At 60.2% G+C, this 23,212-nt stretch carries 25 protein-coding genes and 1 tRNA gene; 11 read left to right on the forward strand and 15 right to left on the reverse strand.

The window, feature by feature from the left end; translation table 11 throughout:
* Positions 1–54 precede the first annotated feature (54 nt).
* From rimI to DFR46_RS12830, 4 genes are read right to left on the reverse strand one after another with little or no spacing between them, the layout of a single operon-like run.
* Positions 55–540 carry a ribosomal protein S18-alanine N-acetyltransferase gene (gene rimI / locus DFR46_RS12815; protein WP_116236791.1) on the reverse strand — a complete coding sequence of 162 codons (486 nt, stop codon included), beginning with the start codon at positions 538–540 and terminating at the stop codon, positions 55–57.
* A complete protein-coding gene (tsaB, locus tag DFR46_RS12820) occupies positions 537–1,151 on the reverse strand; it encodes a tRNA (adenosine(37)-N6)-threonylcarbamoyltransferase complex dimerization subunit type 1 TsaB (RefSeq protein WP_116236792.1) in 615 nt (204 codons plus the stop codon). Before tsaB ends, rimI begins: the two co-directional genes overlap by 4 nt.
* Positions 1,152–1,166: 15 nt before the next feature.
* Positions 1,167–1,760, reverse strand: coding sequence for a malonic semialdehyde reductase (locus tag DFR46_RS12825; RefSeq protein WP_116236793.1), 594 nt, complete (start codon positions 1,758–1,760; stop codon positions 1,167–1,169).
* 27 nt (positions 1,761–1,787) lie between these two features.
* Positions 1,788–2,357: a NifU family protein gene (locus tag DFR46_RS12830; protein WP_116236794.1), complete on the reverse strand. Its 570-nt coding sequence runs from the start codon at positions 2,355–2,357 to the stop codon at positions 1,788–1,790.
* A gap of 401 nt (positions 2,358–2,758) precedes the next feature.
* Between DFR46_RS12830 and DFR46_RS12835 the strand changes: the two genes are divergently transcribed.
* Positions 2,759–4,093 carry a DEAD/DEAH box helicase gene (locus DFR46_RS12835; RefSeq protein WP_116236795.1) on the forward strand — a complete coding sequence of 445 codons (1,335 nt, stop codon included), beginning with the start codon at positions 2,759–2,761 and terminating at the stop codon, positions 4,091–4,093.
* Between the two features lie 43 nt (positions 4,094–4,136).
* Here DFR46_RS12835 and DFR46_RS12840 read toward each other — a convergent pair whose 3' ends face one another.
* Positions 4,137–4,895 (reverse strand): aspartyl/asparaginyl beta-hydroxylase domain-containing protein, encoded by a 759-nt coding sequence (locus DFR46_RS12840; RefSeq protein WP_116236796.1) that lies wholly within the window; start codon positions 4,893–4,895, stop codon positions 4,137–4,139.
* Positions 4,896–5,017: 122 nt separating this feature from the next.
* Here DFR46_RS12840 and DFR46_RS12845 point away from each other — a divergent pair, with 122 nt between their 5' ends.
* Positions 5,018–5,821 (forward strand): class I SAM-dependent methyltransferase, encoded by an 804-nt coding sequence (locus DFR46_RS12845; protein WP_147297689.1) that lies wholly within the window; start codon positions 5,018–5,020, stop codon positions 5,819–5,821.
* 9 nt (positions 5,822–5,830) lie between these two features.
* Here DFR46_RS12845 and DFR46_RS12850 read toward each other — a convergent pair whose 3' ends face one another.
* Positions 5,831–6,436, reverse strand: coding sequence for a peroxiredoxin family protein (locus DFR46_RS12850; RefSeq protein ID WP_116236798.1), 606 nt, complete (start codon positions 6,434–6,436; stop codon positions 5,831–5,833).
* Positions 6,437–6,605: 169 nt separating this feature from the next.
* Here DFR46_RS12850 and DFR46_RS12855 point away from each other — a divergent pair, with 169 nt between their 5' ends.
* Positions 6,606–7,127, forward strand: a complete 522-nt coding sequence (locus DFR46_RS12855; protein ID WP_116236799.1) for a hypothetical protein — start codon at positions 6,606–6,608, stop codon at positions 7,125–7,127.
* A gap of 21 nt (positions 7,128–7,148) precedes the next feature.
* Here the strand turns inward: DFR46_RS12855 and hslU are convergent, their stop codons facing one another.
* Together hslU and hslV are read right to left on the reverse strand one after the other, a co-directional pair.
* Entirely contained in the window at positions 7,149–8,462 is a 1,314-nt protein-coding gene (hslU, locus tag DFR46_RS12860) for an ATP-dependent protease ATPase subunit HslU (protein ID WP_116236800.1), read from the reverse strand.
* A 46-nt stretch (positions 8,463–8,508) separates the two neighbouring features.
* Complete coding sequence (gene hslV / locus DFR46_RS12865; RefSeq protein ID WP_116236801.1) at positions 8,509–9,066, reverse strand: ATP-dependent protease subunit HslV; 558 nt, start codon at positions 9,064–9,066, stop codon at positions 8,509–8,511.
* 109 nt (positions 9,067–9,175) lie between these two features.
* On the opposite strand from hslV, the gene DFR46_RS12870 reads away from it, so the two are divergent.
* On the forward strand, positions 9,176–11,083 hold the full coding sequence (locus DFR46_RS12870) for a hybrid sensor histidine kinase/response regulator (protein ID WP_162843475.1): 1,908 nt from the start codon (positions 9,176–9,178) through the stop codon (positions 11,081–11,083).
* A 12-nt stretch (positions 11,084–11,095) separates the two neighbouring features.
* Here DFR46_RS12870 and DFR46_RS12875 read toward each other — a convergent pair whose 3' ends face one another.
* From DFR46_RS12875 to DFR46_RS12895, 5 genes are all read right to left on the reverse strand, one after another.
* Complete coding sequence (locus DFR46_RS12875; RefSeq protein WP_116236803.1) at positions 11,096–11,716, reverse strand: DUF6969 family protein; 621 nt, start codon at positions 11,714–11,716, stop codon at positions 11,096–11,098.
* Positions 11,701–11,952 carry a hypothetical protein gene (locus tag DFR46_RS12880; protein ID WP_116236804.1) on the reverse strand — a complete coding sequence of 84 codons (252 nt, stop codon included), beginning with the start codon at positions 11,950–11,952 and terminating at the stop codon, positions 11,701–11,703. Before DFR46_RS12880 ends, DFR46_RS12875 begins: the two co-directional genes overlap by 16 nt.
* A gap of 127 nt (positions 11,953–12,079) precedes the next feature.
* Positions 12,080–12,490 (reverse strand): holin family protein, encoded by a 411-nt coding sequence (locus DFR46_RS12885; protein WP_116236805.1) that lies wholly within the window; start codon positions 12,488–12,490, stop codon positions 12,080–12,082.
* Between the two features lie 144 nt (positions 12,491–12,634).
* Positions 12,635–12,711: transfer RNA gene (locus DFR46_RS12890), tRNA-Pro, on the reverse strand.
* A gap of 54 nt (positions 12,712–12,765) precedes the next feature.
* Positions 12,766–13,074, reverse strand: coding sequence for a putative quinol monooxygenase (locus DFR46_RS12895; RefSeq protein WP_162843476.1), 309 nt, complete (start codon positions 13,072–13,074; stop codon positions 12,766–12,768).
* 178 nt (positions 13,075–13,252) lie between these two features.
* On the opposite strand from DFR46_RS12895, the gene yajC reads away from it, so the two are divergent.
* The 4 genes from yajC to DFR46_RS12915 are packed head-to-tail and all read left to right on the forward strand — an operon-like array spanning position 13,253 to position 16,568.
* Positions 13,253–13,582, forward strand: coding sequence for a preprotein translocase subunit YajC (yajC, locus tag DFR46_RS12900; RefSeq protein WP_116236807.1), 330 nt, complete (start codon positions 13,253–13,255; stop codon positions 13,580–13,582).
* Positions 13,583–13,597: 15 nt separating this feature from the next.
* Positions 13,598–15,202, forward strand: coding sequence for a protein translocase subunit SecD (secD, locus tag DFR46_RS12905; protein ID WP_116236808.1), 1,605 nt, complete (start codon positions 13,598–13,600; stop codon positions 15,200–15,202).
* Complete coding sequence (gene secF, locus DFR46_RS12910; protein ID WP_116237348.1) at positions 15,202–16,182, forward strand: protein translocase subunit SecF; 981 nt, start codon at positions 15,202–15,204, stop codon at positions 16,180–16,182. The genes secD and secF overlap by 1 nt, the downstream gene beginning before the upstream one ends.
* On the forward strand, positions 16,182–16,568 hold the full coding sequence (locus tag DFR46_RS12915; RefSeq protein WP_116236809.1) for an Mth938-like domain-containing protein: 387 nt from the start codon (positions 16,182–16,184) through the stop codon (positions 16,566–16,568). The genes secF and DFR46_RS12915 overlap by 1 nt, the downstream gene beginning before the upstream one ends.
* Here DFR46_RS12915 and DFR46_RS12920 read toward each other — a convergent pair.
* Positions 16,545–17,714, reverse strand: coding sequence for a glycosyltransferase (locus tag DFR46_RS12920; RefSeq protein ID WP_116236810.1), 1,170 nt, complete (start codon positions 17,712–17,714; stop codon positions 16,545–16,547). The genes DFR46_RS12915 and DFR46_RS12920 overlap by 24 nt on opposite strands.
* Before the next feature lie 100 nt (positions 17,715–17,814).
* Between DFR46_RS12920 and DFR46_RS12925 the strand changes: the two genes are divergently transcribed.
* The 3 genes from DFR46_RS12925 to ligA all read left to right on the forward strand — a co-directional run bounded on the left by DFR46_RS12925 (position 17,815) and on the right by ligA (position 22,543).
* Entirely contained in the window at positions 17,815–18,615 is an 801-nt protein-coding gene (locus DFR46_RS12925) for an outer membrane protein assembly factor BamD (protein ID WP_116236811.1), read from the forward strand.
* 69 nt (positions 18,616–18,684) lie between these two features.
* Positions 18,685–20,346, forward strand: coding sequence for a DNA repair protein RecN (gene recN / locus DFR46_RS12930; protein WP_116236812.1), 1,662 nt, complete (start codon positions 18,685–18,687; stop codon positions 20,344–20,346).
* Between the two features lie 67 nt (positions 20,347–20,413).
* Entirely contained in the window at positions 20,414–22,543 is a 2,130-nt protein-coding gene (gene ligA, locus DFR46_RS12935) for an NAD-dependent DNA ligase LigA (RefSeq protein WP_116237349.1), read from the forward strand.
* Here ligA and DFR46_RS12940 read toward each other — a convergent pair.
* Positions 22,540–23,205, reverse strand: coding sequence for a TIGR02117 family protein (locus tag DFR46_RS12940; RefSeq protein ID WP_116236813.1), 666 nt, complete (start codon positions 23,203–23,205; stop codon positions 22,540–22,542). The genes ligA and DFR46_RS12940 overlap by 4 nt on opposite strands.
* Between the last annotated feature and the right edge of the window lie 7 nt (positions 23,206–23,212).

Raw genomic sequence — 23,212 nt, forward strand, 5'->3', positions numbered from 1 at the left:
GCATCATAGATGTCGGTTCAAAATGGAGAAATCAACCAAATTTGGGGAAGATTTTTATACAGTTTCGCGATCTAGTTGAAGTGACAATGTAATTGCATCGAACCGCTCGCCATTTCCGCCGCGATAATAGTTCTTTCTTCGACCGATCGTCTGAAATCCGCTGGCTTGATAGAGATTCGCGGCCGCGTTGCCGTCCCGTACTTCCAAGTGGAGGCGTTTCGCCCCTTTCGCCGCAGCCGTCTCGCAAACCTGCTGCAAAAGACCGGCCCCGATGCCCTTGCCACGGTAGGCTGGCCGTACGGCGATCAACAGCAATTCAGCCTCGTCGACGATCATTCGCGAAAGTGCGAAACCGGTCGGTTCACCTTCTTCACTGGTGATCGAAACCCAGCTGTTTCTGTCGCCCAGCATACCGCTGCATTGCGATCGCGACCAACCTTCACCAAAGCGCGGTTCGAAAGAATCCTCCATTATGGTCATGAGGTCGTCGAGTTCGCCCTTGGCCAGACAGTCAGGATAGGGGTGGGCTACCATCGTCATTGCGGCGGCTTGGCATCTGGTGCGCGGCCATAGATGGGGCTTGGGGGCAATTCTCTGAACGCCTTGGGAAGCAACATCGTTTCGGCTGCACGCGGCCTGATGTCCCTTGCTTCTCCGACGCCTGACAAGGCCGAAAGTTCTGCCGCGGCATTGCCGATCAGCAGCGGTTCCTCAATTTCGGCTATCGCTGCATCGGGTGTGAGCGAAGCCAGCGGCGCGATTTCGGCAAAGGGTTTTCTGGTAAAGCGCTGAACGAACATCTCGCCATGACCTCCGGCTATCGTCACGGCCAGTCTACCCGGTGCATTCGCATCGGAAAAGGCCATTGCCGCCATCAACGCAAGGGACGAATAACCATATACTTGCGCCTGCCATCCGAGGCCGAGAGCGCGGGCCGCGGACAGACCGACGCGCAATCCTGTAAAGCTTCCCGGGCCGCAATCTACTATTATGCCCTGCGCGCGCCCCTTGCCCGGCAGTTCCGCGATCATTGGGATCAATTTTTCGGCATGGCCGCGGCCGACGATTTCATGCCGCTCCGCCACCAGCTTGCCGCCATCGAAAAGCGCTACGGAACAGGCGTCCGTCGCGGTATCGATTGCGAGCATCATGGGCGGTCAGCCGCTTCAGGCAATGGTGTTGAATCTCGCAAAGCTAGGACGCGGGCTCCGTTCGAAAATTGTTTCAGGATCGCCATAGCCGATCGTCGAGATGAAGTTGGATTTCACCGCTGGCTGATCCGGGAAGAAAGCCTTGTCCACGGCGTCATTGTCAAAGCCTGACATGGGCCCGGTGTCGAGGCCGATCGCACGGGCCGCAATGATGAAATAAGCTCCCTGGAGCGAACTGTTCCGAAAGGCGCTTTGTTTGCGGAACGCGTCGTCGCTGAACCAGGATTTGGCGGTTTGATCGTGCGGGAAAAATTCAGGAAGAAGCTCGTGAAAATTCGTGTCCATTGCTATGATCACAGTGGTCGGTGCGGCAAGAATCTTCTTGCCGTTGGCCGGCATTGTATGTGCGGCAAGTTTCGCCTTTGCGTCAGCGCTTATGCACCAGACCATTCGCGCGGGCAGCATATTGGCCGAGGTCGGTCCCATCTTCATCAGATCCCAGATCGCTTCGAGCTGACCTTCGCTCACCGGTTTGTCCCGATAGCCGTTATAGGTTCGCGCTGTCCGAAAGATCGTATCGAGCGCGTCGTCGGAAAGCGGCGTTCCCATCAAATTTCCCCTTGGCCTTTACGGCCCTTAGATAGCGCGGACTTCAGTCACTTCCGGCACATAATGCTTGAGCAGCTGCTCAATGCCCTGTTTCAGCGTTGCTGTGGACGAGGGGCAACCCGAACACGCGCCTTGCATCTGCAGGAAAACCTTGCCTTGCTGGAACCCGCGATAAACGATGTCACCGCCGTCGCGTGCCACGGCGGGCCGGACGCGCGTGTCGATGAGTTCACGAATTTGCGCGACGATTTCGGCATCTTCGGGATCGTCATCGAAATCTTCCGCTGGAACGGCGATTTCAGCTGCGCTGCCCGCCTTGAACAATGGCGCGCCGCTGGCAAAATGATCGAGCAATACGCCCAGGACATCGGGCTTGAGACCGGCCCAGTCGACACCGGGAGCTGCCGTCACTGAAACGAAATCGGAGCCGTAAAACACGCCGACTACATCGCCGAGATTGAACAGTCCTTCGGCGAGCGGCGAAGCTTCCGCCTCTTCGGGCGCCGCAAAGTCGCGCGTTCCGGATGACATGACCTGTTGTCCGGGAAGGAATTTCAGTGTGGCCGGGTTGGGCGTGGTTTCGGTTTCAATAAGCATGGAAAGGACATGGCCTCCCGCGGGCCGACGATCAAGGGGCTGGGGGCGATCTTTGCTTGGCACACAGATGGGATGCCTATGCGACAGGCATTCCTCTCGCTGTGGGATTGCTGCAGATCGATTCTAACTCGATCGAGATCGCTTTTTTGCCATTTGTGTAATTACCTTGCGTATTCGCGCAATTGCTCCCATATACGTTGCAGCGCAGCATGAAGCGGATATCCTGCTTCTCCCAACAATCGGCAGCGTGAGCGTCCGCACAGTAGCGAGACCGGCCGATAACTCCGCGCTAGATTTTCCTGAGGCTTCCCTTTTCACGCGGGTCGTTTCGCAACCCGCGACATGCGGTTGCGCGCCCGAATGATCGTGTGCGCCCGCCGTCGCTCATGTGAGTATATATTTTGACACAATTCAACCAACTCGGCCTTGCCGAACCCATCCAGCGCGCCCTTGCCGCGAAGGATTACAACACGCCGACGCCGATCCAGATTCAGGCCATCCCGCCGCTGCTGGAAGGCCGCGATCTGTGCGGCATCGCGCAGACTGGCACGGGTAAGACGGCTGCCTTTTCACTGCCCTCGCTCCACTATCTTTCCGAAAATCCGATGCGCAGCCCGCACAAGGCCTGCCGGATGCTCATCCTTTCGCCGACCCGCGAACTTGCCAGCCAGATTGCGGAGAATATTCGCGGCTATGCAAAGTTCATGCGGCTTTCCGTCGAGACGGTGTTCGGCGGCGTCCCCGTTGGCAAACAGAAGCGCAAGCTTGAACAGGGGGTCGACATTCTTGTCGCTACGCCCGGACGCCTGCTCGATCTTATCGATCAGCGCGCGCTGAAGCTCGACCAGGTCGAAATTTTCGTTCTCGACGAAGCCGATCAGATGCTCGATCTCGGATTTATCCATGATCTGAAACGTCTGGCAAAGCTGCTGCCGCACCGCCGGCAGAGCCTGTTCTTCTCGGCCACCATGCCGAAAAATATCGAACAGCTGGCCAAGGGCTTTCTGCGCGATCCCGTCAAAGTCTCAGTGGCACCACAGGCGACGACAGCTGAACGCGTCGAACAACGAATGACGTTCGTCAATCAGGCCGAAAAGCAGGGCCTGCTCACGCTAACCCTGCGCGACCAGGAGATCGAACGCGCTTTGATCTTCAGCCGCACCAAGCACGGGGCCGATCGTATCGTCCGGTTCCTCGCCGGAGCGAACATCGGCGCGGCCGCCATCCATGGCAACAAGAGCCAACCCCAGCGCGAAGCGGCGCTGCGCGCCTTCCGCGACGGCGACATCAAATATCTCGTCGCGACCGATATCGCCGCGCGCGGTATCGATATCCCGGCGGTAAGCCATGTGATCAATTTCGACATGCCCAATGTGCCGGAACAATATGTCCACCGTATCGGCCGCACCGCCCGTGCGGGCGCAAGCGGCATCGCCATCAGCTATGTGAACAATGATGATGAGCGCTCCTATCTGAAACAGATTGAACGGCTGACCGGAGTCAAGCTGAAACCCCAGCCCTTGCCCGAAGACTTCATGGCGCAGGCGGCCAAGCTGCCCAAGGCAGCGCCCCGCAAGTCCGGCAAATCGCAGGGTGGCAATCGCCGCGGGCCGTCCAAGGGCGGACGGAATCAGCGTGGCGGTGAGCAGAAGGCCGGGCAGGGCCAGAAACGCCGGCGGAACCGCAACAGAAATGGTGTTGGCGCCCATCGCGGAGCGGTTCAGCGTCAGGGCTGACACCGGTCTGAACCAAGTCCGATCGAGCGAGCGCGCAGCGGGATCAGTCCGCGTTGCGCGCCGCTTCGAGATCGCTGAGGTTCTCGTCCCATTTGGCGATATTGGCGCGCGCTTCCTTCACGAAGGGCGTACGCTTGACCGCCCATAGGAACAGGCCGCCAATCATATTGCCGGGAAACCGCGTCGGCCGTTTCGTCTGGACCAGCAGGATCACGCGCGTGCTATCGGTGTCGTTCCACACTTCGTGCCGATAGGTATCGTCGAACACCAGCGTCTTGCCATTTTCCCAGCGAACCACCTGATCGTGTACGCGCATCCGGCAATCCCCTTCCTCGGGAACCGACAGGCCGAGATGACAGGTGATCAGCCCTTTCGTCACGCCCCGATGATCGGGAATATGCGTGCCGGCTTTCAGGATTGAGAAGAACGCGCTGTTGAGGCCGGGAATACGGCTGACGATCTCGGCAGTTTTCGGGCAGCGCGCGATATTTTCCTCGGCTGGATAGCCATAGCCGTAGAGGAAGAAAGACCGCCACATGCCGGCCGGCGCGATTCCCTGATGATCAGGAGAAATCTCGTCCAGCGCGGGAACCCGGTCAGGCCGCGCGGATATGGCGAGCGCTTCGTCGCGGATGGTTTCCCAATGCTTTTCCAGCTCCCGCGTATAAGGGAAATCGGCCGGATTCAGCACCGGGTCGTTGGAAACTGACGAATTTCTGGCGACGACAGAATCGACCATCGGGCGCAATTTTTTGCCGATATTGATAATCCAGGGCCTGGTTGGTTCGTAGGTTTCGGCCATTATGCGCTCCGCTGGAAACATGCGTTCGACGACCCGACTCCGCCATAGGTCGAAAATTTGAGAATATTGCGACTGGGCGTGCCATGGTTTCGCCCCAATCGCCGCGCCTGCAAAGGGCGGATATGGCAGAAACCAAGGATAAGGACAGGGCAATGCGAAAATATCTGGTGACGGTTTGGACGGCAGTTTTGTTGGCGATTCCGACTATCGCTCCGGCTGTGCCCGCCGATATTGATGCGGCATTGGTTAACCCGGATCGTACCGCAGAAGATCGTGAGCAAGACAATGCCAGGCAACCTGCGCGCCTGCTGAATTTCCTTGGGCTGGAGCAAGGCGATCGGGTTTTCGATTTCGTTGCAGCAGGCGGTTACTATTCTGAACTGATGGCGCGGGCCGTCGGCTCTGAAGGCGTTGTGATGCCGCATAACATGCCCGGCCTTGTTGAACAGTTTGGGATGCGTGAAGGGCTTGATGCCCGGGGCTATGGCACACGTATCCCCAATGCTGTTCCCTTCGAATATGAAATCGATGAGGTTGCATTTGAACCGAACAGCATTGATTTTGCATTGTTCAACATGGTGTTTCACGATTTCTGGTTCGTTCCGGCCGGAAGTGAAACTCCGCTTTCCAGCGATCCGGTTGCATTTCTTGCAACTCTATACACCGGGATGAAGCCTGGTGGTATCGTTGGCATCGTCGATCATGTCGGACTTGCGGGGTCAGATCCGGCGGCAGAGACGCAGCGTGCGCATCGCATTGATCCAGCGACCATCCGCGCCATGATGGCGGAAGCGGGTTTTGTACTCGACGGTGAAGCCGATTTTCTCCGCAATCCCGAGGATGATCACCAGCTCAGCGTGTTCGCTCCCGAAATCCGGGGACAAACAGACCGCGTCGTTTACCGTTTCCGCAAGCCGCACAGCTAGGAATAGGAGCTAGAGCGCGTCCACCGCGGCAACGATATCGGCCGGTTCGGGACGGATGCGATAATCGGTTTCGACCATCTTGGACTGAACGATACCATCCTCGCCGATTACCAGAATCGTGGGCCGGGGTACGCCATAAGCAAAGCTGCCTTCCGCATATTGCGGATCGCGCAGGTCGAACGCGTCGATCATCGTCGCGCCTTCGTCCGATAGCATCGCATAATCGATGTCTTCGCGTTCGGCGAAATCGGCGAGTATCGCGGGGGCATCATAGCTGAGCGTTGCCAGCGCATATCCTCGCTGTTCCAGGTCGCCCTGAATCTCTCGCAGCTCCACCATCTGCCCCTGGCAATAGCTGCACCAGTCCGCCGACCGGTTAAAGACCAGTACCAGACCATTTTCACCGGCAAGGTCGTCCAGGCCGCGTTCCGCGCCGGTCACGTCGCGGACCAGGAAATTTGCCGGAATGGCTTCGCCGATCGCAGGGCCCGAATGGTCCATTGGTTCGCTTGCAACCTGTTCGACCGGTTCGGAGGCCGGGTTCCCCTGCTGCGTGCAGGCTGCAACACCAAGTGTCGCGGCAGCGGAAACGAGAACGATAGTGATGGCGCGCATGACTCTGCTCCAATTAAGTGTGCAGCTGGGTATTCGCGATATCGGGCCGTGAGGTTACGATCCAGATCACAGTTTTTTGCGATCGCGAAGTATATCTTTAGATTGTCGCTGACCGGGCTTGCACGCCAAGGGACCAGTATGAGATATATCGTTGTGGGGGATTTGCAGGATGAACAGAAACATACTTATCATAGCGGCTGCGGCGATCGTCGTGTTTCTCGCGGTGTTGCTGATTCCACGATTGCTGGACCGGGGTACTGAGGAGACGCCAACTCGCACCGCATCGTCGGAATCTTCCGAAGAGGCTGACCGCCCATCGGCTGCGGACGACAAGGATGAACCAGCGGCGCCCGTCGCCGATGCGGGGCCGGCCAATTCGGGGTTGGAGGCCGGGCTTGCTGAAGCGGCAAGGCAGATCAATGCGCAGGTTCCGATTTCCATCGACGAGCTGACCACAGTGACGGCTGCCCGTGTTCAGGGGAGCCGGATCCAGTATCGTTACGAACTATCGCGTGAGTTCAGCGCAGCTCAGATTGCGCAGTTTCGCCAATTCGCTTCGACCCAGAACCCTGAGAGCATATGCGGAAATACGGAAACACGTTCGCTCATCAATCTCGGTGGGGAGATTGAATATGTCTATTATGGCCCGGGAGACCGCTATCTGTTCAGTACGCCGATAACCAGCTGCTAGCCACATTCGGCCCGGCACCGACTATAGGACATATTTGCTCAAGTCCGTATCGCGCGCAACGGCTGCCAGCTGTTTGTCTACATAGGCGGCGTCGATCACGAGTGTGTCCGCGCCCTCTTCGCGTTCTTCCGATCCGGCGGCGAAGCTGATCTCTTCGACAAGCTTCTCCATAACCGTCTGCAGACGCCGCGCACCGATATTCTCGACCTGGCTGTTCACTTCCGCAGCAATTTTGGCGACCTGGGCGATGGCCTCTGTGGAAAATTCGATCTCGACGCCTTCCGTGCCGATCAGCGCCTGATACTGGTCGGGCAGGTTGGCCTTGGTTTCGGTCAAGATGCGAACGAAATCCTCTTCGGTCAGGGCGCGAAGCTCGACGCGGATCGGGAGGCGGCCTTGAAGCTCGGGAAGCATGTCGCTTGGCTTGGCCACATGGAAGGCACCTGATGCGATGAACAGGATATGGTCGGTTTTCATCGGGCCATATTTTGTCGCAACGGTTGTGCCCTCGATAAGCGGCAGCAGATCGCGCTGTACGCCTTCGCGGCTCACCGAGCCGCCCCGAACATCCGATACGGCGATTTTATCTATCTCATCGAGAAAGACGATACCGTTGGCCTCCGCATTGGCGAGTGCGACCCGGGCGACGTCATCCTGGTCGAGGCGCTTTTCCGATTCTTCCTCGACCAGCTTGTCCCAGGCATCGGCAACCCGCATTTTCCGGCGTTTCTTGGCTTGCTGGCCAAACGCCTTTCCCATCATGTCCGACAGGTTGATCATCCCGACCTGACCACCCATGCCGGGGATATCCATCGGCATGTTCGGCGTGTCCTCGACCTCGATCTCAACCTCTGTGTCGTTCATGTGATTGTCCATGACCCGCTGGCGAAAGCTCTCCCGGGTCGCGTCGCTCGCGCCTTTGCCGGTAAGCGCGTCCAGAAGGCGGTCCATAGCCGCCTTGCTTGCATCTTCGCGGACAGCCTCTCTTCGCCGGTCCTTTTCGAGGCGCACTGCATCCTCGACGAGATCGCGGGCGATCTGTTCTACGTCGCGGCCGACATAGCCGACCTCCGTAAATTTGGTCGCCTCGATTTTGACAAAGGGCGCGTCCGCCAGCTTCGCGAGCCGCCGGCTGATTTCGGTTTTGCCGCAGCCCGTGGGGCCGATCATCAGAATGTTTTTCGGCGTGACTTCGTTACGCAATTCCTCAGGAAGCCGCTGGCGCCGCCATCGGTTGCGGAGCGCGACGGCGACTGCACGCTTGGCCTCCTTTTGTCCGATGATATGCTCATCGAGCGCAGCCACAATGGCTTTCGGGGTGAGGGCGTCATTCATTCGGATATATGCTTTCGGGTTTGTCTGGCGGGGTATATGCGGAAATTCAGTCGCTCTCGATCGTCTCGATCGTCAACTGATCGTTCGTATAGACGCAAAGTTCGGCGGCTATGGCCATCGCCCGGCGCGCGATCTTCTCGGCGTCCTGCTCATAATCCATGAGCGCCCGGGCTCCGGCCAGTGCGAAATTGCCGCCCGATCCGATTGCCGCAAAACCGTCGGCTGGCTCGAGCACGTCGCCATTGCCGGTCAGGATCAGCGTGATTTCCTTGTCGGCGACGATCATCATAGCCTCGAGATTGCGGAGGTATTTGTCTGTCCGCCAATCCTTGGCGAGTTCGACAGCTGCCCGCATGAGCTGGCCGTGATGCCGTTCCAGCTTGCCTTCCAGCCGCTCGAAGAGCGTAAAGGCATCGGCTGTTGCCCCCGCAAAGCCACCAATTACCTTGCCATCGCCGAGGCGGCGAACTTTTTTTGCGTTGGGCTTCATAACGGTCTGTCCCATCGAGACCTGACCGTCACCTGCAATCACGACTTTGTTGTCGTCGCGAACTGCGAGAATGGTTGTGCCGTGCCACGGCGCGCTGCTTCGTTTATCGTCCATGAAGCGGAATATATGATGCCTTTGGCATCTCGCAAGTTCGCTATGTCTTAAGATGCTGGTAACCATTCGCCGTTACGCAATCCTCATGAGCGCGGCACAAGCATCCAGAATGGCCTTGATAGACGATCCGCAGGTGAGCGAACTGCTGGGTGAGATCAGCGATTTCGCGATATTTGCTCTGGATCTCGACGGCGTGTGTACGGCTTGGACGCCGATTTCCCGCAGTTATCAGGTTGCACCTGTCGACGAAGTTGTCGGCTATCCGCTCGAGAAATTCTATACGGCCGAAGATCGGGAATCCGGCCTCTATTGGGAAAATCTGAAAACCGCTGCGCGCGAAGGGCGGTTGGATTCGGTCGGACTGCGAGAGCGCTGGGATGGTTCCGAAGCATGGACCCGGATCAGTATCGTGAAGAAAGTGGATTCTGCCGGTGACCATGTCGGCTATGTCGGCATCGTCTACGATGAAACCAGGCAGCATGACGCAGCTCGTGCTCTACACGCGAGCGAGGAAGCATTTCAGACCCTGATTCAGGGACTGCACGATCATGCGATCTTCATGCTTAGTCCCGAAGGCTATATCACAAACTGGAATGCCGGCGCTGAACGGATCATCGGTTATACGGCGGAAGAAGCGATCGGCCAGCATATGTCCGTCTTTCATACCGAAGCGGAACGCGAACGCGGCATGCCGGACCAGATTCTGGAACAGGCCCGCATCGCCGGGCGGTATTTCGAAGAAGGCTGGCGTGTACGGCGCGATGGCGAGCGTTTCCGGGCGGAGAGCCATGTTCAGGCCATCCATGACGAGGGTGGCTCCATTATCGGTTTCGGAAAAATCACCCGCGACATCACCGAGCAATATGAAGCAAGGCGCCATCTGGCGGCGACCGAAGAAGCGCTCAACCAGTCCGAGAAACTGCGCTCGTTGGGCGAATTGACGGGCGGGATCGCGCACGACTTCAATAATCTGCTGACTGTGGTCCGCGGATCGGCCGAGCTTCTGAAAAATCAGACGCTTTCCGACGAAGCCAAGGCGCGGCACATAAACGCGATCGTCGAAACGGCGGATCGCGCGTCTGAGCTCACCGGCCAGCTCTTGTCTTTTGCCCGGCGCCAGCCGCTTCAGCCCAAGCGGGTCGACCTGAATGCCGTGATTCTCGATATGACAGAGCTACTGAAACGAACCCTCGGCGGTGAGGTCAGTATTCTCAAGATGCCGGGGGCGGATCTCTGGCCCGTTCGTGCCGACCCGACACAGCTGGAAAACCTCATCCTCAACGCCGCGATCAACGCGCGCTTTGCGATGGAAGGGGCTGGTACGCTGACTTTGGCTACGCAAAATGTCGGCGGCCCGAACGGCGAGGAAGTCTGCCTGTCTATTTCAGATACCGGGGTCGGGATTGCACCCGAAATACTGGACCATGTCTTTGAGCCCTTCTTCACGACAAAGGGCCCCGGCGAAGGCACCGGTCTGGGCCTATCGCAGGCATACGGCTTTGCAGCGCAATCGGGCGGGCGACTGGAAATCAGGAGCGAAGTGGGCCGGGGTACGACGCTGAGCCTGCATCTTCCGCGCGCGGAAGCCGAACTGGCAAGCAGCACCGGTCGCGAGGATAAGGGCGCAGACCTTGACGTGCCGCGGGGCACGAGGGTGCTACTGGTCGAAGATAGCCGGACGGTTGCCGTTTTTGCGCAATCGCTGCTTGAAGATATGGGCTGTGAAGTGGTTCATGCAAAATGCGGTGAAGAAGCGCTGATTGCCCTTGATGACGAGCCGAGCGGTTTCGACATCGTCTTTTCCGACATCGTTATGCCGGGGCTGAGCGGGCTGGATCTGGCGGCCAAAGTCCGCTGTCAGAAACCGACATTGCCGATCCTGCTCGCTACCGGATACAGCGAAGCGGCGGCCCGGGGAGAGGGCAGCGAATTCCCCATCTTGCCCAAGCCCTATAAGCGCGGCACGCTTTCGACCAAACTGCGCGAAACCATGGATACGTTCAGCAAGGCTGCCTGACCGCTTCAACGATCAGATTTCGAAAGCGCCGGTCGAGAGTATTTCCAAATCCCGGTCGTCCAGAGACCTGTCGGCGAGCGCCGCGTCGCGCTGGCAGATCAACTCCCCGATTTGCCGCCGGAAGGCGGTGACGGCGGCGGTCAGCCAGCCATTGACGAGCGGATCGGCATTGGCGTCGCGAACGTCGAATCCTTCAAGCCGCTCGATTATCGCATCCGCGGCCATGAAATATTCGTTGGTGACCCAGCGATTTGTCGTGAACCAATGCGTGGGTATACCCTCAAGGTTGCAGGACAGAGCGATAAAGTGGACGACCCTGGCCGGGCTTTTACCCTTTTCGTTTTTCGGTTCGGGCGTGGCGCGCGGTTCGATACCTGCAAATGCATCGAGCGGCAGAAACAGGTGGAAATGGCCATGTTCTCCGGATGCCCGCAGCTCAGGCGGGTGGGCATGGTAGAACCAGCGCGCGCCGGTGGTCGGGCTGACAGCATCCTTTTCGGGATAGTGTGTCCATTGCCGAAAATCGGTATCCAGCGGAACAACCCGGGGAACGAGCGAAACACCCTGCGACGCCATCTGCTCAGTCAGAGCAAATAGCGTCGTTTCAGGATCGTCGGTCAGTGCGCGGCGCAACAGCCTTCGGCCACTGCTTCGGCGGCCGCGGCACAACCGCGCTCCGCTGCGGCTGCGCAACAGCCGCCGTCATGGGCATCGCCGGTGGCGGCGCAGCAGCCGGAACCGGCTTCCGCAACGGCTGCGCAGCAACCGGCTGCACATGAGCAGGCTTGTAGTGCCGGCGCGGCAAGTGCGAGGCCGCCGGCAACCGCCAGCATCGAGGCCAGGCTTCGCTTCTCGGTCGTGTCAGGCATTATTCTCTCCCTTGAGTATCGAGGCTAAGCTGGTTCGTCCGGATAGCGAAGGCGGTTACACCCAAGGGTGCTTTACCGCGATCGCACCGGATTGCGCCGCCCCAATTCTCCGGGAAGCGGGGGAATCTTATTCCACGCCTTTGACCTTCCCCCATTGGCGCGCCGCCGTATAACCCAGATAGCCCGTGCCAAAGAGCGCATAGAGCGGTTCGGGTATGCCCTGGAGATAGGCGTTCATGCCGGCCGCGATGTCCTGGGCTGCATCAGGACGAAAGGCTGCCAACAGCCCCATGGGCAGCGCCCAGAGCAGCATTACATACATCACGTAGAGAAAACTCGGCCGGGCCCGGCTGGTCCATGGGTCGGGCGATTGGGCCTCTGCGATGATCGCCGACAATTGGGCGCGGATACCTTCGGCCGCCTGTGTGCCTTCCAGTTTCAGCAGTTCCAGCTTGGCGCGATCCCGCGCCTCGCGATCGGGCAAAACGCGATCGATAACGGTCGAGAGCGGGCCGAGTAAGGCTGTAAACACAGACATATGCATCTCCTTGGTAAACAGAAGCGTACAAAAATAACCTATATGGAGAACTATAGGACAGCAAAATATTCGTCAGGGCTGCACACCGCGACGGTTGCATGGCCCAGTGTGCGCCTCAATCGCTGTAATTTCGGTGGAAGTGACTGGTCGGGGCGACTGGATTCGAACCAGCGACCTCCACACCCCCAGTATGATGCGCTACCAGGCTGCGCTACGCCCCGACCAAGGGGGCGCGTTTACCGTTGTCCGACGATGGTTGCAACAGTCTGCGCGCGCTATTCGCCCATCAGCGTCTGACAGGACTCCGCCGGATAACTCTTGACGCTGACGCCGAGAATTTTTGCACCGCCCAGCGCTTGATTAAAGGCTGCCATATGCGGCGTCTGCATATGCGCGGTAAGTGCCTCCTGACTTTCCCAAACTTCCGCGATCCGCATGACATCCTGTTCTTCGATGGCCCGGGCGAATGCATAGCTGATACACCCGTCTTCCTTGCGCGTTTCCTCCAACATGGTGACAGCAGCATCACGGAGCCTGTCCAACTCGCCGGCTTCCATCCGAACCCAGCCTTCGACGATAATCATGGCATGTCCTCTCCTTAGTTTTCTGTGCGCTCCTGCTAACCGACACAGGCCGGTATGCAAATAAATGTGCAGGCTGCGCATGGAAGTTGCGCGAAACGCACCTTAGGTGATAGAGGCGCGCCTCTGAACAGGGGCATTTGTTGTAGAGGCCCCGCTAACCAGCTTACAGGTTCCATCCATGTCCGCCACTCCTATTCTCGCCGCTGCCGCTCCATCCGGAGGCGCCGGCTCCTTCATTATCCAGCTTGTGCCTCTGATCCTTATCTTCGTGATCTTCTGGTTCCTGCTGATCCGTCCGCAGCAGAAGCGGATGAAAGAACATCGCGAGATGATCGCTGCGGTAAAAAAAGGTGACCGGGTGGTGACCGGCGGCGGTCTGCTCGGCAAGGTTACCAAGGTGAATGACGAAGAGATTGAAATCGATCTTGGCGGCGGACAGAAGGTGACCGCGCTCAAGGGCACGCTCTCCGACGTCCGCAATCCCCATGCTCCCGCAGCGAACGACTAGGACAGACAGCACGTCATGAACGATTTTCCGCCCTGGAAGGTCTGGATGCTTACGGCGATGCTCGTCATTGGCGTCCTGCTCTCGATTCCCAGTCTCCTCACCGAGGAGCAGCGCGCCTATATCCCCGAGTTCCTGCCGCAGCCTTCGATCAATCTGGGCCTGGATCTTTCTGGTGGTGTACACATCCTGCTCGAGGCGCAAACCGAAGAGTTCCAGGAACAGCGCCTCCAGACTTTGTCCGACCGGATTGAAGATGCGATGGAGGATGACGGTCCGACCATAGAAATCGGAAGTCTGTCGCGCCGCGGCGGAGCCGTAACTTTTACGGTGCGGGACGAGGCGCAGCTTGATGATGCGATGGAGCGTGTGCGGGCTTTGACCCAGCCTGTTGGATTCACCGGTCAGCGCGATTTCAGCGTCGAGAACGAGGATTCGTTGCAGATCGTCGTAACGCCGACCGAAGCCGGCAATGCCGAAGCGATAGATATCGCGGTTAACACCGCTACCGAGGTCGTACGGACGCGAATTGACGAGCTCGGTACGCGCGAGCCGACAATTATCCGGCAGGGCACCGAACGTATCGTCGTGCAGGTGCCGGGTCTCGATAGTCCGGAATCGCTGATGGCCCTGCTCGGGCGTACGGCATCGCTGGAGTTTCGGCTGGTCAATTATGAAGCCGATCCGAATATGGCGCTGGCTTGCCAGGCGCCCATCGGCAGCGAGGCCATGCCCTATGCCAATCCGGCCGATGGCACGGGCTGCGTCATCGTCCAGCGGCGCGTAATGGTGTCGGGCGATCAGCTCGTGAATGCGCAACAGGGATTCGACCAGCGCACTGGTCAGGTAACGGTCAATCTTACTTTCGACGGAACCGGCGGACGCGAATTCGGGCGTGTGACCCAGGAAAATGTCGGTCGGCCTTTCGCGATCCTGCTCGACGGCGAAGTGCTTTCGGCGCCCAATATCAACGAGCCCATCCTGGGCGGCAATGCGCAGATCAGCGGGAGCTTCTCGGTGCAGTCCGCCAACGAGCTCGCCATCGCCCTGCGGTCGGGCCGCTTGCCGATCGAACTTGCCGTTATCGAAAACCGCACCGTTGGTCCGGAGCTCGGCGGGGACTCGATCCGCTGGGGCGGGCTTGCCGGTATGATCGCCACCATCGCGGTGATGACGTTCATGATCGTCACCTATGGACGTTTCGGTATCTATGCGAATGTCGCGCTTGGCCTGAACCTTTTCCTGATCCTTGCGATCATGGCGTTGCTCGATGCGACGCTGACTTTGCCGGGAATCGCAGGCTTCGTGCTCACCGTGGGCGCCGCTGTGGATGCCAATGTGCTAATCAACGAACGAATACGCGAGGAACAGAGGCGCGGCCGCAAGGTTATCGATGCTGTCCAGACCGGCTATAAGGAAGCCAGCCGGGCGATTTTCGACGCGAACATCACCAATTTTATCGGCGGCGTGCTGATGTTCTCCTTCGGCTCGGGCCCCGTGCGCGGTTTTGCGGTTGTGCTGGTGCTCGGCATCGTCACTTCGGTCTTCACGGCCGTAACCGTGACGCGCATGATGGTTTCGGTCTGGATAAAGAATAAGCGCCCGACGGAGCTGAACATATGATGCGTCTTCTCAAGCTTGTTCCGGACGACACGAATATCAGGTTCCTCAAATGGCGGAACGTCGCGATCATCTTGTCGATCATTCTGACTGTCGCCTCGATTGCGCTCACGGTCACACGGGGGTTGAATTTCGGCGTCGATTTTGCCGGTGGCCAGATGATCCAGGTGACGTTTACCGAGGATGACGTGGCTCCCATTGCCGAGTTGCGCGAAGATATCGATGCTCTTGGCGTGGAAGGAGCTTCGATACAGCGTTTCGGCGACGAGAATCAGGTATCGATCCGGATGCGGGTTACCGAGGGGGTTGACGATGACCCGGAACTGGCAAGCGCTGTTTCCACACGCGTTACCCAGATGATCGAAGGCGAGCATGCAGGCGCGCGGATCGATTCGGTCGATTCCGTCTCGGGCAAGGTTTCGGGCGAACTGTTTCGGGCCGGCGCATTGGCGCTTGGCCTCGCTATGCTGGCGATTTCGCTCTATATCTGGTTGCGCTTCGAGTGGCAGTTCGGGGTCGGCGCGCTGTTTGCGCTGTTTCACGATGTTGCGCTTACCTTCGGCTTTTTTGCGCTCACCCAGCTCGAATTCAATCTCAATATCGTCGCGGCTCTGCTGACGATCATCGGCTATTCATTGAACGACACGATCGTCGTCTATGACCGGATTCGTGAAAACCTCCGCAAATATCGCAAGATGGAGATTGTTCCGTTGCTCGATCTTTCGGTCAACGAGACACTCGCCCGCACGGTGATGACCAGCTTGACCATGGCTATAGCGCTTGTGGTCCTGGTTTTCGTCGGTCCGGACGTGCTGTTCGGCTTTACCGTGGCGATGTTGCTAGGCGTTTTCGTGGGTACATACAGCTCGGTCTACATGGCCTCACCGGTTCTCATCTGGCTCAAGGTCGGTTCCGATACTTTCGTTCCCGAAGAGACCAGCCCTTCGGGGCAGAGAATCCATAAGGAGGGGTACGACCGCTAATGGTTGCGCTTCAGCGCGAAACCCCTGCTTCTGGTCCACTGCTGACTGGCTTTGCCGGTAACGGGTTTCGCGTTGACGACCAGATATTCGACGGCGGACTGTGGCTCACCCCGGAGTGGGTGCGCGGCTGGGAAGCCCCCGGATGGAACGCACTGAATCCTGACTTGCTGGAGCCTTTGCTGGCCATCGAGCCATTTCCGGAATTTCTGTTGCTCGGGACCGGCGCGCATCTGCGCCGCCCGGCGCCGGCTTTTGTGGCCGCCGTCGAAGAGCGCAATATCGGCGTCGAGGCAATGGACAGCCGCGCGGCGGCGCGCAGTTGGGGGCTGTTGCGGAATGAAGGCCGCTGGATCGCTGCCGCTTTATTGCCGCTCGACCAGGCCTGACAAATGCCGGAACAGCGCATCGCCGTTCCGCTCCCAGGAAAATTTGTCGACAGTGCTGCGCACGGCTTGCTGGTTTGGTGGATTGCTCAGGATTGAGCGGATCGCGGTGGCAATGGCGGATGGATCGCGTTCGACGATCGCGCCCGCTTCGGCCCGGTCCAGCAGTTCGGCGGCGCCGCCCGCATCGCTGATCACGATGGGCGTTCCGCAGGCAAGCGCCTCGACCCAGGCATTGGCCAACCCTTCCGATGCGGAGGGCAGCGCCATCACATCGGCCGCTGCGACCATCTCGGCCACCTCTTCATGCGGCAGGTTGCCGGGCAGGTGCACGCGTTCCGACAGGCCGAGATCCCGTGCCAGTTTTTCCAGCGCGGGCCGGTTGGCCCCTTCGCCGATACACCAGAGGTTCGCATCGGGAATCTGTCTCAGCGCTTCGATGACCAGCGCCTGGCCCTTGCGCGGAATCAAGGCCCCTGTCGTTACGATAAGCGGTCCGGAGATACCCAAGGCCTCCTTCGCTGCAGCCCGGTCGACCGGGTGGAAGCGATCCTTGTCGATTCCTGTGTAATGGACGGTGATAGTGTCCGCCGCCATGCCAAGCGCTGTCATGTCCCGCTTGATCGCCTCGCTGACGGCGAGAAGGCCGCCGGCCCGCTTTCCGGCCTGGAGAACCTGCGACGCACATCCCGCCCTCTTGCCCCAATAGTGGATGTCCGCGCCCCGCGCTTTGACGGAGAAGGGCAGGTTCAGTGCTTCGGCAAGACGCATGGCAGCGGGGCCGTCCGGATAGAAAAATTCCGCATCGATAATATCGAACGCAAAACGTTCGCGAATCTTGTGGAGGAGGGGGAGCAGGGCTTTCGCGATCGCCGCCGGCGCCATCGGACCGCCCACGCGCGGGACGAGCCGAAATTTCGGTCGGTGGACGATTATGTCTTTCCACACTTCGGTTTCGGGTATTTCGGCGAAGCGCCGATAATGGGAATGTCGGTTGAGCGGCCATGGCGGCATGCCGATCGGCGCCACTACCTCAAGCTGGACATCGGCCCGTGTCGCCAGCCCCAGCGTCTGCCGCTCGACAAAGCCGCCGAAAGTCGGCCGCGAAGCATCGGGAAACAGGGTCGCAAGGGTCAACACGCGTAACATCGGTCCGGCTATAGCCGAACAACTGCCGTTCGGAACCCTCTCCGCAACAGAAGAATCTGCTCCCTTGGCGTCTGCGATTGGCTGCGCTAGAGGCTGTGGAATGCGTATCCAGTCCAGCCCCGCAGCACTGTTGTTAGCCGCTGCCGCTTTCGTTCCGCTTGCTTCGTGCGCCGGTCCGAGTGCCCAAACCCGTGCCGACACGCAATATGTCGCGCGCGACGTCAACACCCTGTACAATCTGGCGAAGGACAGGCTGGACAGGAACCAATACGCCCTGGCCGCGGCGATCTTCTCCGAAGTCGAGCGCCAGCACCCCTATTCGCCCTGGGCGCGTCGCGCCCAGCTGATGGGCGCCTTCAGCTTTTATCTTGCGCGCGAATATCCGGAGGCGATTTCCTCCGCGCGGCGCTTCATCTCGATCCATCCGGGCAATCGCGATGCGCCCTATGCCTATTATCTCATCGCGATCAGCTATTATGAGCAGATGTCGGATGTAACGCGGGACCAGTCGGTCACGCGCCAGGCGCAGGTCGCTCTGAACGAGGTCGTTCGCCGCTATCCGGAAAGCGTTTATGCGGCTGATGCGCGTCTGAAGCTTGATCTGGTCAATGACCATCTGGCGGGCAAGGAAATGGAAATCGGCCGCTTCTATCAGCGTCGCCGCCAATGGCTGGCCGCCACGGTCCGGTTCCGCAATGTTGTCGACAGCTACGATACGACGACCCATGCGCCCGAAGCGCTGATGCGGCTGACCGAGAGCTATCTGGCGCTCGGCATAGTCGAGGAAGCACGGCGTTCGGCGGCAGTGCTCGGGAACAACTATCCCGAATCGCGCTGGTACACCCGTGCTTATGAGCTGATGCGGCGTCATGGCGGCGTGCAGGCAACCGGCACCGATTAAGGTCAGCGATTTACCGTCGTTGGGGATTCCAGAGCTGGTTTCGCGCGTCAATTCGGCTAAAAGCCGGACATGCTGACCGGCCTTTCCATTCGCGATGTGGTGCTGATCGAGGCGCTGGACCTGTCTTTCTCGGACGGGCTTGGAGCTTTGACCGGCGAGACAGGTGCCGGTAAATCCATTCTTCTCGACGCGCTAGGCTTGGCGCTGGGCGTGCGCGCCGATAGCGGACTGGTGCGTCAGGGCGCGGAACGTGCTGTTGTCAGTGCAACCTTCGATCTTCCCGCCAGCCATCCCGTTGGGCTTCTGCTCACCGAGAGCGGACTGGATGCCGAACCGGGCGAGCCGCTTATCGTGCGCCGTATCGTCAAGGCCGATGGGGGCAGCCGGGCCAGCGTCAACGATCAGCCGGTTTCCGCGGCGCTTTTGCGAGAGATTGGCGGATTGCTTGTTGAGATACACGGCCAGCATGACGATCGCGGATTGCTCAATGCCAAGGGGCACCGCGCGCTGCTGGACAGCTTTGGTGATATCGACCTCGACGGATTGGCCAGGGCCTGGGATGCGTGGCGCGCGGCAGAGGATCAACTTGCCGAGGCGCGTGCCGAGGTTGAGGAAGCCGAGCGGGATCGGGATTTTCTCGATCATGCGGTGAAAGAGCTGAGGTCGCTTGCTCCCGAAGCGGGCGAAGAGGACACGCTCGCCGAGGCCCGGGCGAAGATGCAGAAGGGTGATCGGATCGCGGACGATCTCACCGAGATTGCGGAACTGCTCGACGGGTCGGACGGCGGGCTCGCCAAATTGCGGCAGGCCGCGCGCCGCGCCGACCGCATTGCCGGCGAACATGAAGTGCTGGGGGAGGCGCTGGCCGCGCTGGACCGCGCCCTGATCGAAGCGGATCTGGCCGAAGAAAAGCTCGCCGAAGCGTCCCATATCCTTGCCTTCGATCCCGCCCGGCTTGATGAAGCGGAAACGCGGCTCTTCGACATCCGTGCCCTCGCCCGCAAGCATAGGGTGGATCCGGATGCGTTGCCCGCTCTGACCGAAGAGATGGCGGCGAAGCTGGAACGGATTGAAGCTGGCGGCGCGCATCTTGCCGCGCTGGAGGCCGATGTAGCGGCCAAGCGGGCGGCCTATGTCGTCAAGGCGGATGCGGTGAGCAAGAAACGCACCGCCGCAGCCAAGGCGCTCGACAAGGCAGTCGCCGGAGAACTCGCCCCGCTCAAACTGGACGCTGCCAAGTTCCACACAGCCGTCGAGACGTTGGATGACGCGCAATGGACCGCAAGCGGGCAAGACCGCGTCGCTTTCGAGATTTCAACCAACCCCGGCGCGCCTTTCGGCCCGCTCGCCAAGATTGCATCGGGCGGCGAACTTTCCCGCTTCATCCTCGCGTTGAAAGTGGCGCTGGCCGAACAGGGCGGCGCGGCGACGATGATCTTCGACGAGATCGACCGCGGCGTCGGCGGCGCGGTGGCGAGCGCGATCGGCGAACGATTGTCCCGGCTCGCCCAAGGCGCGCAATTGCTCGTCGTCACCCACAGCCCGCAGGTTGCCGCGCGCGCCGGCCATCAGTGGCAGATCGCGAAAAGCTCGGACGGGCTGGTGACGCGCACGGGCGTGCAACGCCTTGATGATGGGGAGCGCCGCGAAGAAATCGCCCGGATGCTGTCGGGCGCGGAGATTACCGAGGAGGCGCGAGCACAGGCGGATCGGCTGCTGGAGGGCGTATGATCGCGTGCGCCAATGCTGAGCGTGTCGATGGCATAAAAGCCCCCTCCTCTTCAGAGGAGGCGGAATGATGCCCGATATTTCGAGCTTCTCCGAAGCCGATGCCGCCAATGAGCTGATGCGGCTGGCGAAGAAGGTCGCCAGGCATAACCGGCTGTACCATGCGGAAGACTCGCCGGAAATTTCGGACGCCGATTATGACGCGCTGATCCGTCGCAATGCGGAACTGGAGGCGCAGTTCCCGCATCTCGTGCGCGAGGACAGCCCGTCAAAACAGATCGGCGCGGCCATCGCGCATTCACCGCTCTCGAAAGTTGCGCATGAACAGCGGCTCTATTCGCTCGACAATGGTTTCGCTGATGAGGATATCGCCGAGTTCCTCGCCCGCATCTGCCGCTACCTGAACCTTGCCGAAGACGCGCCCGTCGCGATGACGGCGGAGGACAAGATCGACGGGCTGTCGCTCTCCATCCGCTATGAGGATCGCAAGCTGGTGCAGGCGGCGACGCGCGGCGATGGACAGGTGGGCGAGGATGTGACCGCCAATGCCCGGACGATTGGCGATATCCCGGAAGAACTGCCCACCCATGCTCCCGATATTTTCGAGATTCGCGGCGAGGTCTATATGTCGAAACAGGCCTTCGCCGATCTGAACGCGCGCCAGGAAGAAGCGGACGAGAAAATCTACGCCAATCCGCGCAACGCGGCCGCCGGATCGCTGCGCCAGATCGATCCGGCGATCACGGAAAGCCGGAAGCTGAATTTTCTCGCCCATGGCTGGGGCGTGGCGAGCGCCGTGCCCGGCGACACGCAGATGGCCGTCATGGAAGAGATTCGGAGCTGGGGCATCCCGGTGTCGGTGCATCTCAAACCGCTGGAAACGCTGGACGCAATGCTCGGCCAGTATCGCGAGATCGAACGGCTTCGCGCAGACCTGCCCTATGATATCGACGGCGTTGTCTACAAAGTGGACCGGCTGGACTGGCAGGCGCGGCTCGGCTTCGTCGCCAAGGCTCCGCGCTGGGCGCTTGCGCACAAATTCCCCGCCGAGCGCGCCGAAACGGTTCTTGAGGCCATCGACATCCAGGTCGGCCGGACGGGCAAGCTGACGCCGGTCGGACGGCTGAAGCCTGTTACGGTGGGCGGCGTCGTCGTGTCGAACGTCACGCTGCACAATCGCGACGAGATCGAGCGGCTCGGTGTCCGTCCCGGCGATCGGGTCGTCGTCCAGCGCGCGGGCGACGTTATCCCGCAGGTTGTCGATAATCTCTCGCGGGACGAGGCGCGCGATTTCTATGATTTTCCGCACGAATGCCCGCGCTGCGGATCGGATGCCGTGGCGGAGGAGGGCGAGGTCGATGTCCGCTGCACGGGCGGGCTGATCTGCCCCGCGCAAAGGATTCAAAGGCTCATCCATTTCGTCAGCCGGGTCGCCATGGATATCGACGGGCTGGGCGAAAAGAGCATCCGCGAATTTTTCGATCTCGGTTGGCTCGACAAGGGGCCCGCCGACATCTTCCGCTTGCGCGAGAAGCGCAAGGACCTGCTCGCGCGGGAAGGCTGGAAGGAGAAATCGGTCGACAATCTGCTCGCCGCGATCGAGGCGAAACGGGAGCCGGATGCCGCGCGCCTGCTGTTCGGTCTCGGCATCCGCCATATCGGCGCTGTCACGGCCCGCGACCTGCTCAAGGGACTGGGCGATATCCGGCGCCTGCCGGAAAAGGCGGCGGCGATATTTGCCTATCGCGAAGCGAACCCCCAGGCTGAGGATGAGTCGGACGGCAAGTTTCGCGACCGGATGACCGAGGCCGTGAAATCCATCCTCGAAGTGGGCACCGACGGGATCGGGACGGCGGCCGGTTTTGCGCTCGCCGATTTCTTCCATGAGGAGCATAACAGGGCGGCCTGGGACGATCTGCTGGGTGAGGTCGATCCGCCGCGTTACGAGGTGGTAGTCACCGAAAGCGCGGTGTCCGGCAAGACGGTGGTGTTTACCGGCAAGCTGGAAACGATGAGCCGGGACGAGGCCAAGGCGCAGGCCGAAAGACTGGGTGCGAAGGCGGCCGGATCGGTGAGCGCGAAAACGGACCTGATCGTGGCCGGGCCGGGGGCTGGATCCAAACTCAAAAAGGCGGCCGACCTTGGTATCGATGTGATTGACGAAGTCGCCTGGGCGAAGATCGTCGCAGGGGCCGGCTAAAACCAGCGCATCACGCCGAAATTGAACGGGGTCCAGGCGCCGACCCGTATTCCGGCGTTCCGCAATACGGATCCCGTCCATTCGTTACAGGTCCTCAGCGCGTTGTACCGGCCGTGCGCTTCGTAAAAGACATCGGCAGGGCCATAACCGCCTACGGGCCGGGACTGTCCGCCATTGCCCAGGGCAAAGCGGGCGCGGATCTCCAGTGCAACCCGCCGGTATTGGTCGGGCGTTACCCTGATCGCGCGCAGATCATCGGCCTGCCGCGGCGCGGCGATATGATCGACATGGACAAGGCTCGCCTCGCTGCCGAACAGTGCGGCGAATGCCGTCGAGGGCCGCAGGTCGCCCCATGTCGGCGTTTCCAGGTAGAAGGTCCGGTCGCCCCATCCGAACAGCAGATGGTCGCTTGCATAGCGCGGATCGGCCAGATGTTCGGGTCGGACAAGATCGCTCCAGTCGGCGATGGCGTTGCGGCGCGGAAGGACCAGTCCGGTATGGACGCCGTTGTCATGCACATAGATCGTGATCCCGGTGTCGGGTTCCTGCCATCCTGCATTGCTCGGGACCAGCGATCCCCCGATTCCGGCGAGAATATAGGCGAGGAAAGTCAGGCCGAGGGCCGATATGATCCGGCCTGTACACCGCGCGATCCCTGTCATCGGGCTT

It is taken from the genome of Parasphingopyxis lamellibrachiae (assembly GCF_003385775.1).
In the GTDB taxonomy this organism is placed as follows: Bacteria; Pseudomonadota; Alphaproteobacteria; order Sphingomonadales; family Sphingomonadaceae; genus Parasphingopyxis; species Parasphingopyxis lamellibrachiae.

What these genes read in the sequence shown, in the direction of transcription:
- DFR46_RS12825 (WP_116236793.1), bottom strand. Translation starts at nt 1,760, where the DNA reads ATGGGAACGCCGCTTTCCGACGACGCGCTCGATACGATCTTTCGGACA.
- recN (WP_116236812.1), top strand. Translation starts at nt 18,685, where the DNA reads ATGCTGACCGGCCTTTCCATTCGCGATGTGGTGCTGATCGAGGCGCTG.
- DFR46_RS12840 (WP_116236796.1), bottom strand. Translation starts at nt 4,895, where the DNA reads ATGGCCGAAACCTACGAACCAACCAGGCCCTGGATTATCAATATCGGC.
- DFR46_RS12830 (WP_116236794.1), bottom strand. Translation starts at nt 2,357, where the DNA reads ATGCTTATTGAAACCGAAACCACGCCCAACCCGGCCACACTGAAATTC.
- DFR46_RS12870 (WP_162843475.1), top strand. Translation starts at nt 9,176, where the DNA reads ATGGCCTTGATAGACGATCCGCAGGTGAGCGAACTGCTGGGTGAGATC.
- DFR46_RS12915 (WP_116236809.1), top strand. Translation starts at nt 16,182, where the DNA reads ATGGTTGCGCTTCAGCGCGAAACCCCTGCTTCTGGTCCACTGCTGACT.
- DFR46_RS12885 (WP_116236805.1), bottom strand. Translation starts at nt 12,490, where the DNA reads ATGTCTGTGTTTACAGCCTTACTCGGCCCGCTCTCGACCGTTATCGAT.
- hslV (WP_116236801.1), bottom strand. Translation starts at nt 9,066, where the DNA reads ATGGACGATAAACGAAGCAGCGCGCCGTGGCACGGCACAACCATTCTC.
- tsaB (WP_116236792.1), bottom strand. Translation starts at nt 1,151, where the DNA reads ATGATGCTCGCAATCGATACCGCGACGGACGCCTGTTCCGTAGCGCTT.
- DFR46_RS12880 (WP_116236804.1), bottom strand. Translation starts at nt 11,952, where the DNA reads ATGCCTGACACGACCGAGAAGCGAAGCCTGGCCTCGATGCTGGCGGTT.
- DFR46_RS12925 (WP_116236811.1), top strand. Translation starts at nt 17,815, where the DNA reads ATGCGTATCCAGTCCAGCCCCGCAGCACTGTTGTTAGCCGCTGCCGCT.
- secD (WP_116236808.1), top strand. Translation starts at nt 13,598, where the DNA reads ATGAACGATTTTCCGCCCTGGAAGGTCTGGATGCTTACGGCGATGCTC.
- rimI (WP_116236791.1), bottom strand. Translation starts at nt 540, where the DNA reads ATGACGATGGTAGCCCACCCCTATCCTGACTGTCTGGCCAAGGGCGAA.
- DFR46_RS12850 (WP_116236798.1), bottom strand. Translation starts at nt 6,436, where the DNA reads ATGCGCGCCATCACTATCGTTCTCGTTTCCGCTGCCGCGACACTTGGT.
- yajC (WP_116236807.1), top strand. Translation starts at nt 13,253, where the DNA reads ATGTCCGCCACTCCTATTCTCGCCGCTGCCGCTCCATCCGGAGGCGCC.
- secF (WP_116237348.1), top strand. Translation starts at nt 15,202, where the DNA reads ATGCGTCTTCTCAAGCTTGTTCCGGACGACACGAATATCAGGTTCCTC.
- DFR46_RS12855 (WP_116236799.1), top strand. Translation starts at nt 6,606, where the DNA reads ATGAACAGAAACATACTTATCATAGCGGCTGCGGCGATCGTCGTGTTT.
- hslU (WP_116236800.1), bottom strand. Translation starts at nt 8,462, where the DNA reads ATGAATGACGCCCTCACCCCGAAAGCCATTGTGGCTGCGCTCGATGAG.
- DFR46_RS12940 (WP_116236813.1), bottom strand. Translation starts at nt 23,205, where the DNA reads ATGACAGGGATCGCGCGGTGTACAGGCCGGATCATATCGGCCCTCGGC.
- DFR46_RS12920 (WP_116236810.1), bottom strand. Translation starts at nt 17,714, where the DNA reads ATGTTACGCGTGTTGACCCTTGCGACCCTGTTTCCCGATGCTTCGCGG.
- DFR46_RS12845 (WP_147297689.1), top strand. Translation starts at nt 5,018, where the DNA reads ATGGCAGAAACCAAGGATAAGGACAGGGCAATGCGAAAATATCTGGTG.
- ligA (WP_116237349.1), top strand. Translation starts at nt 20,414, where the DNA reads ATGCCCGATATTTCGAGCTTCTCCGAAGCCGATGCCGCCAATGAGCTG.
- DFR46_RS12895 (WP_162843476.1), bottom strand. Translation starts at nt 13,074, where the DNA reads ATGATTATCGTCGAAGGCTGGGTTCGGATGGAAGCCGGCGAGTTGGAC.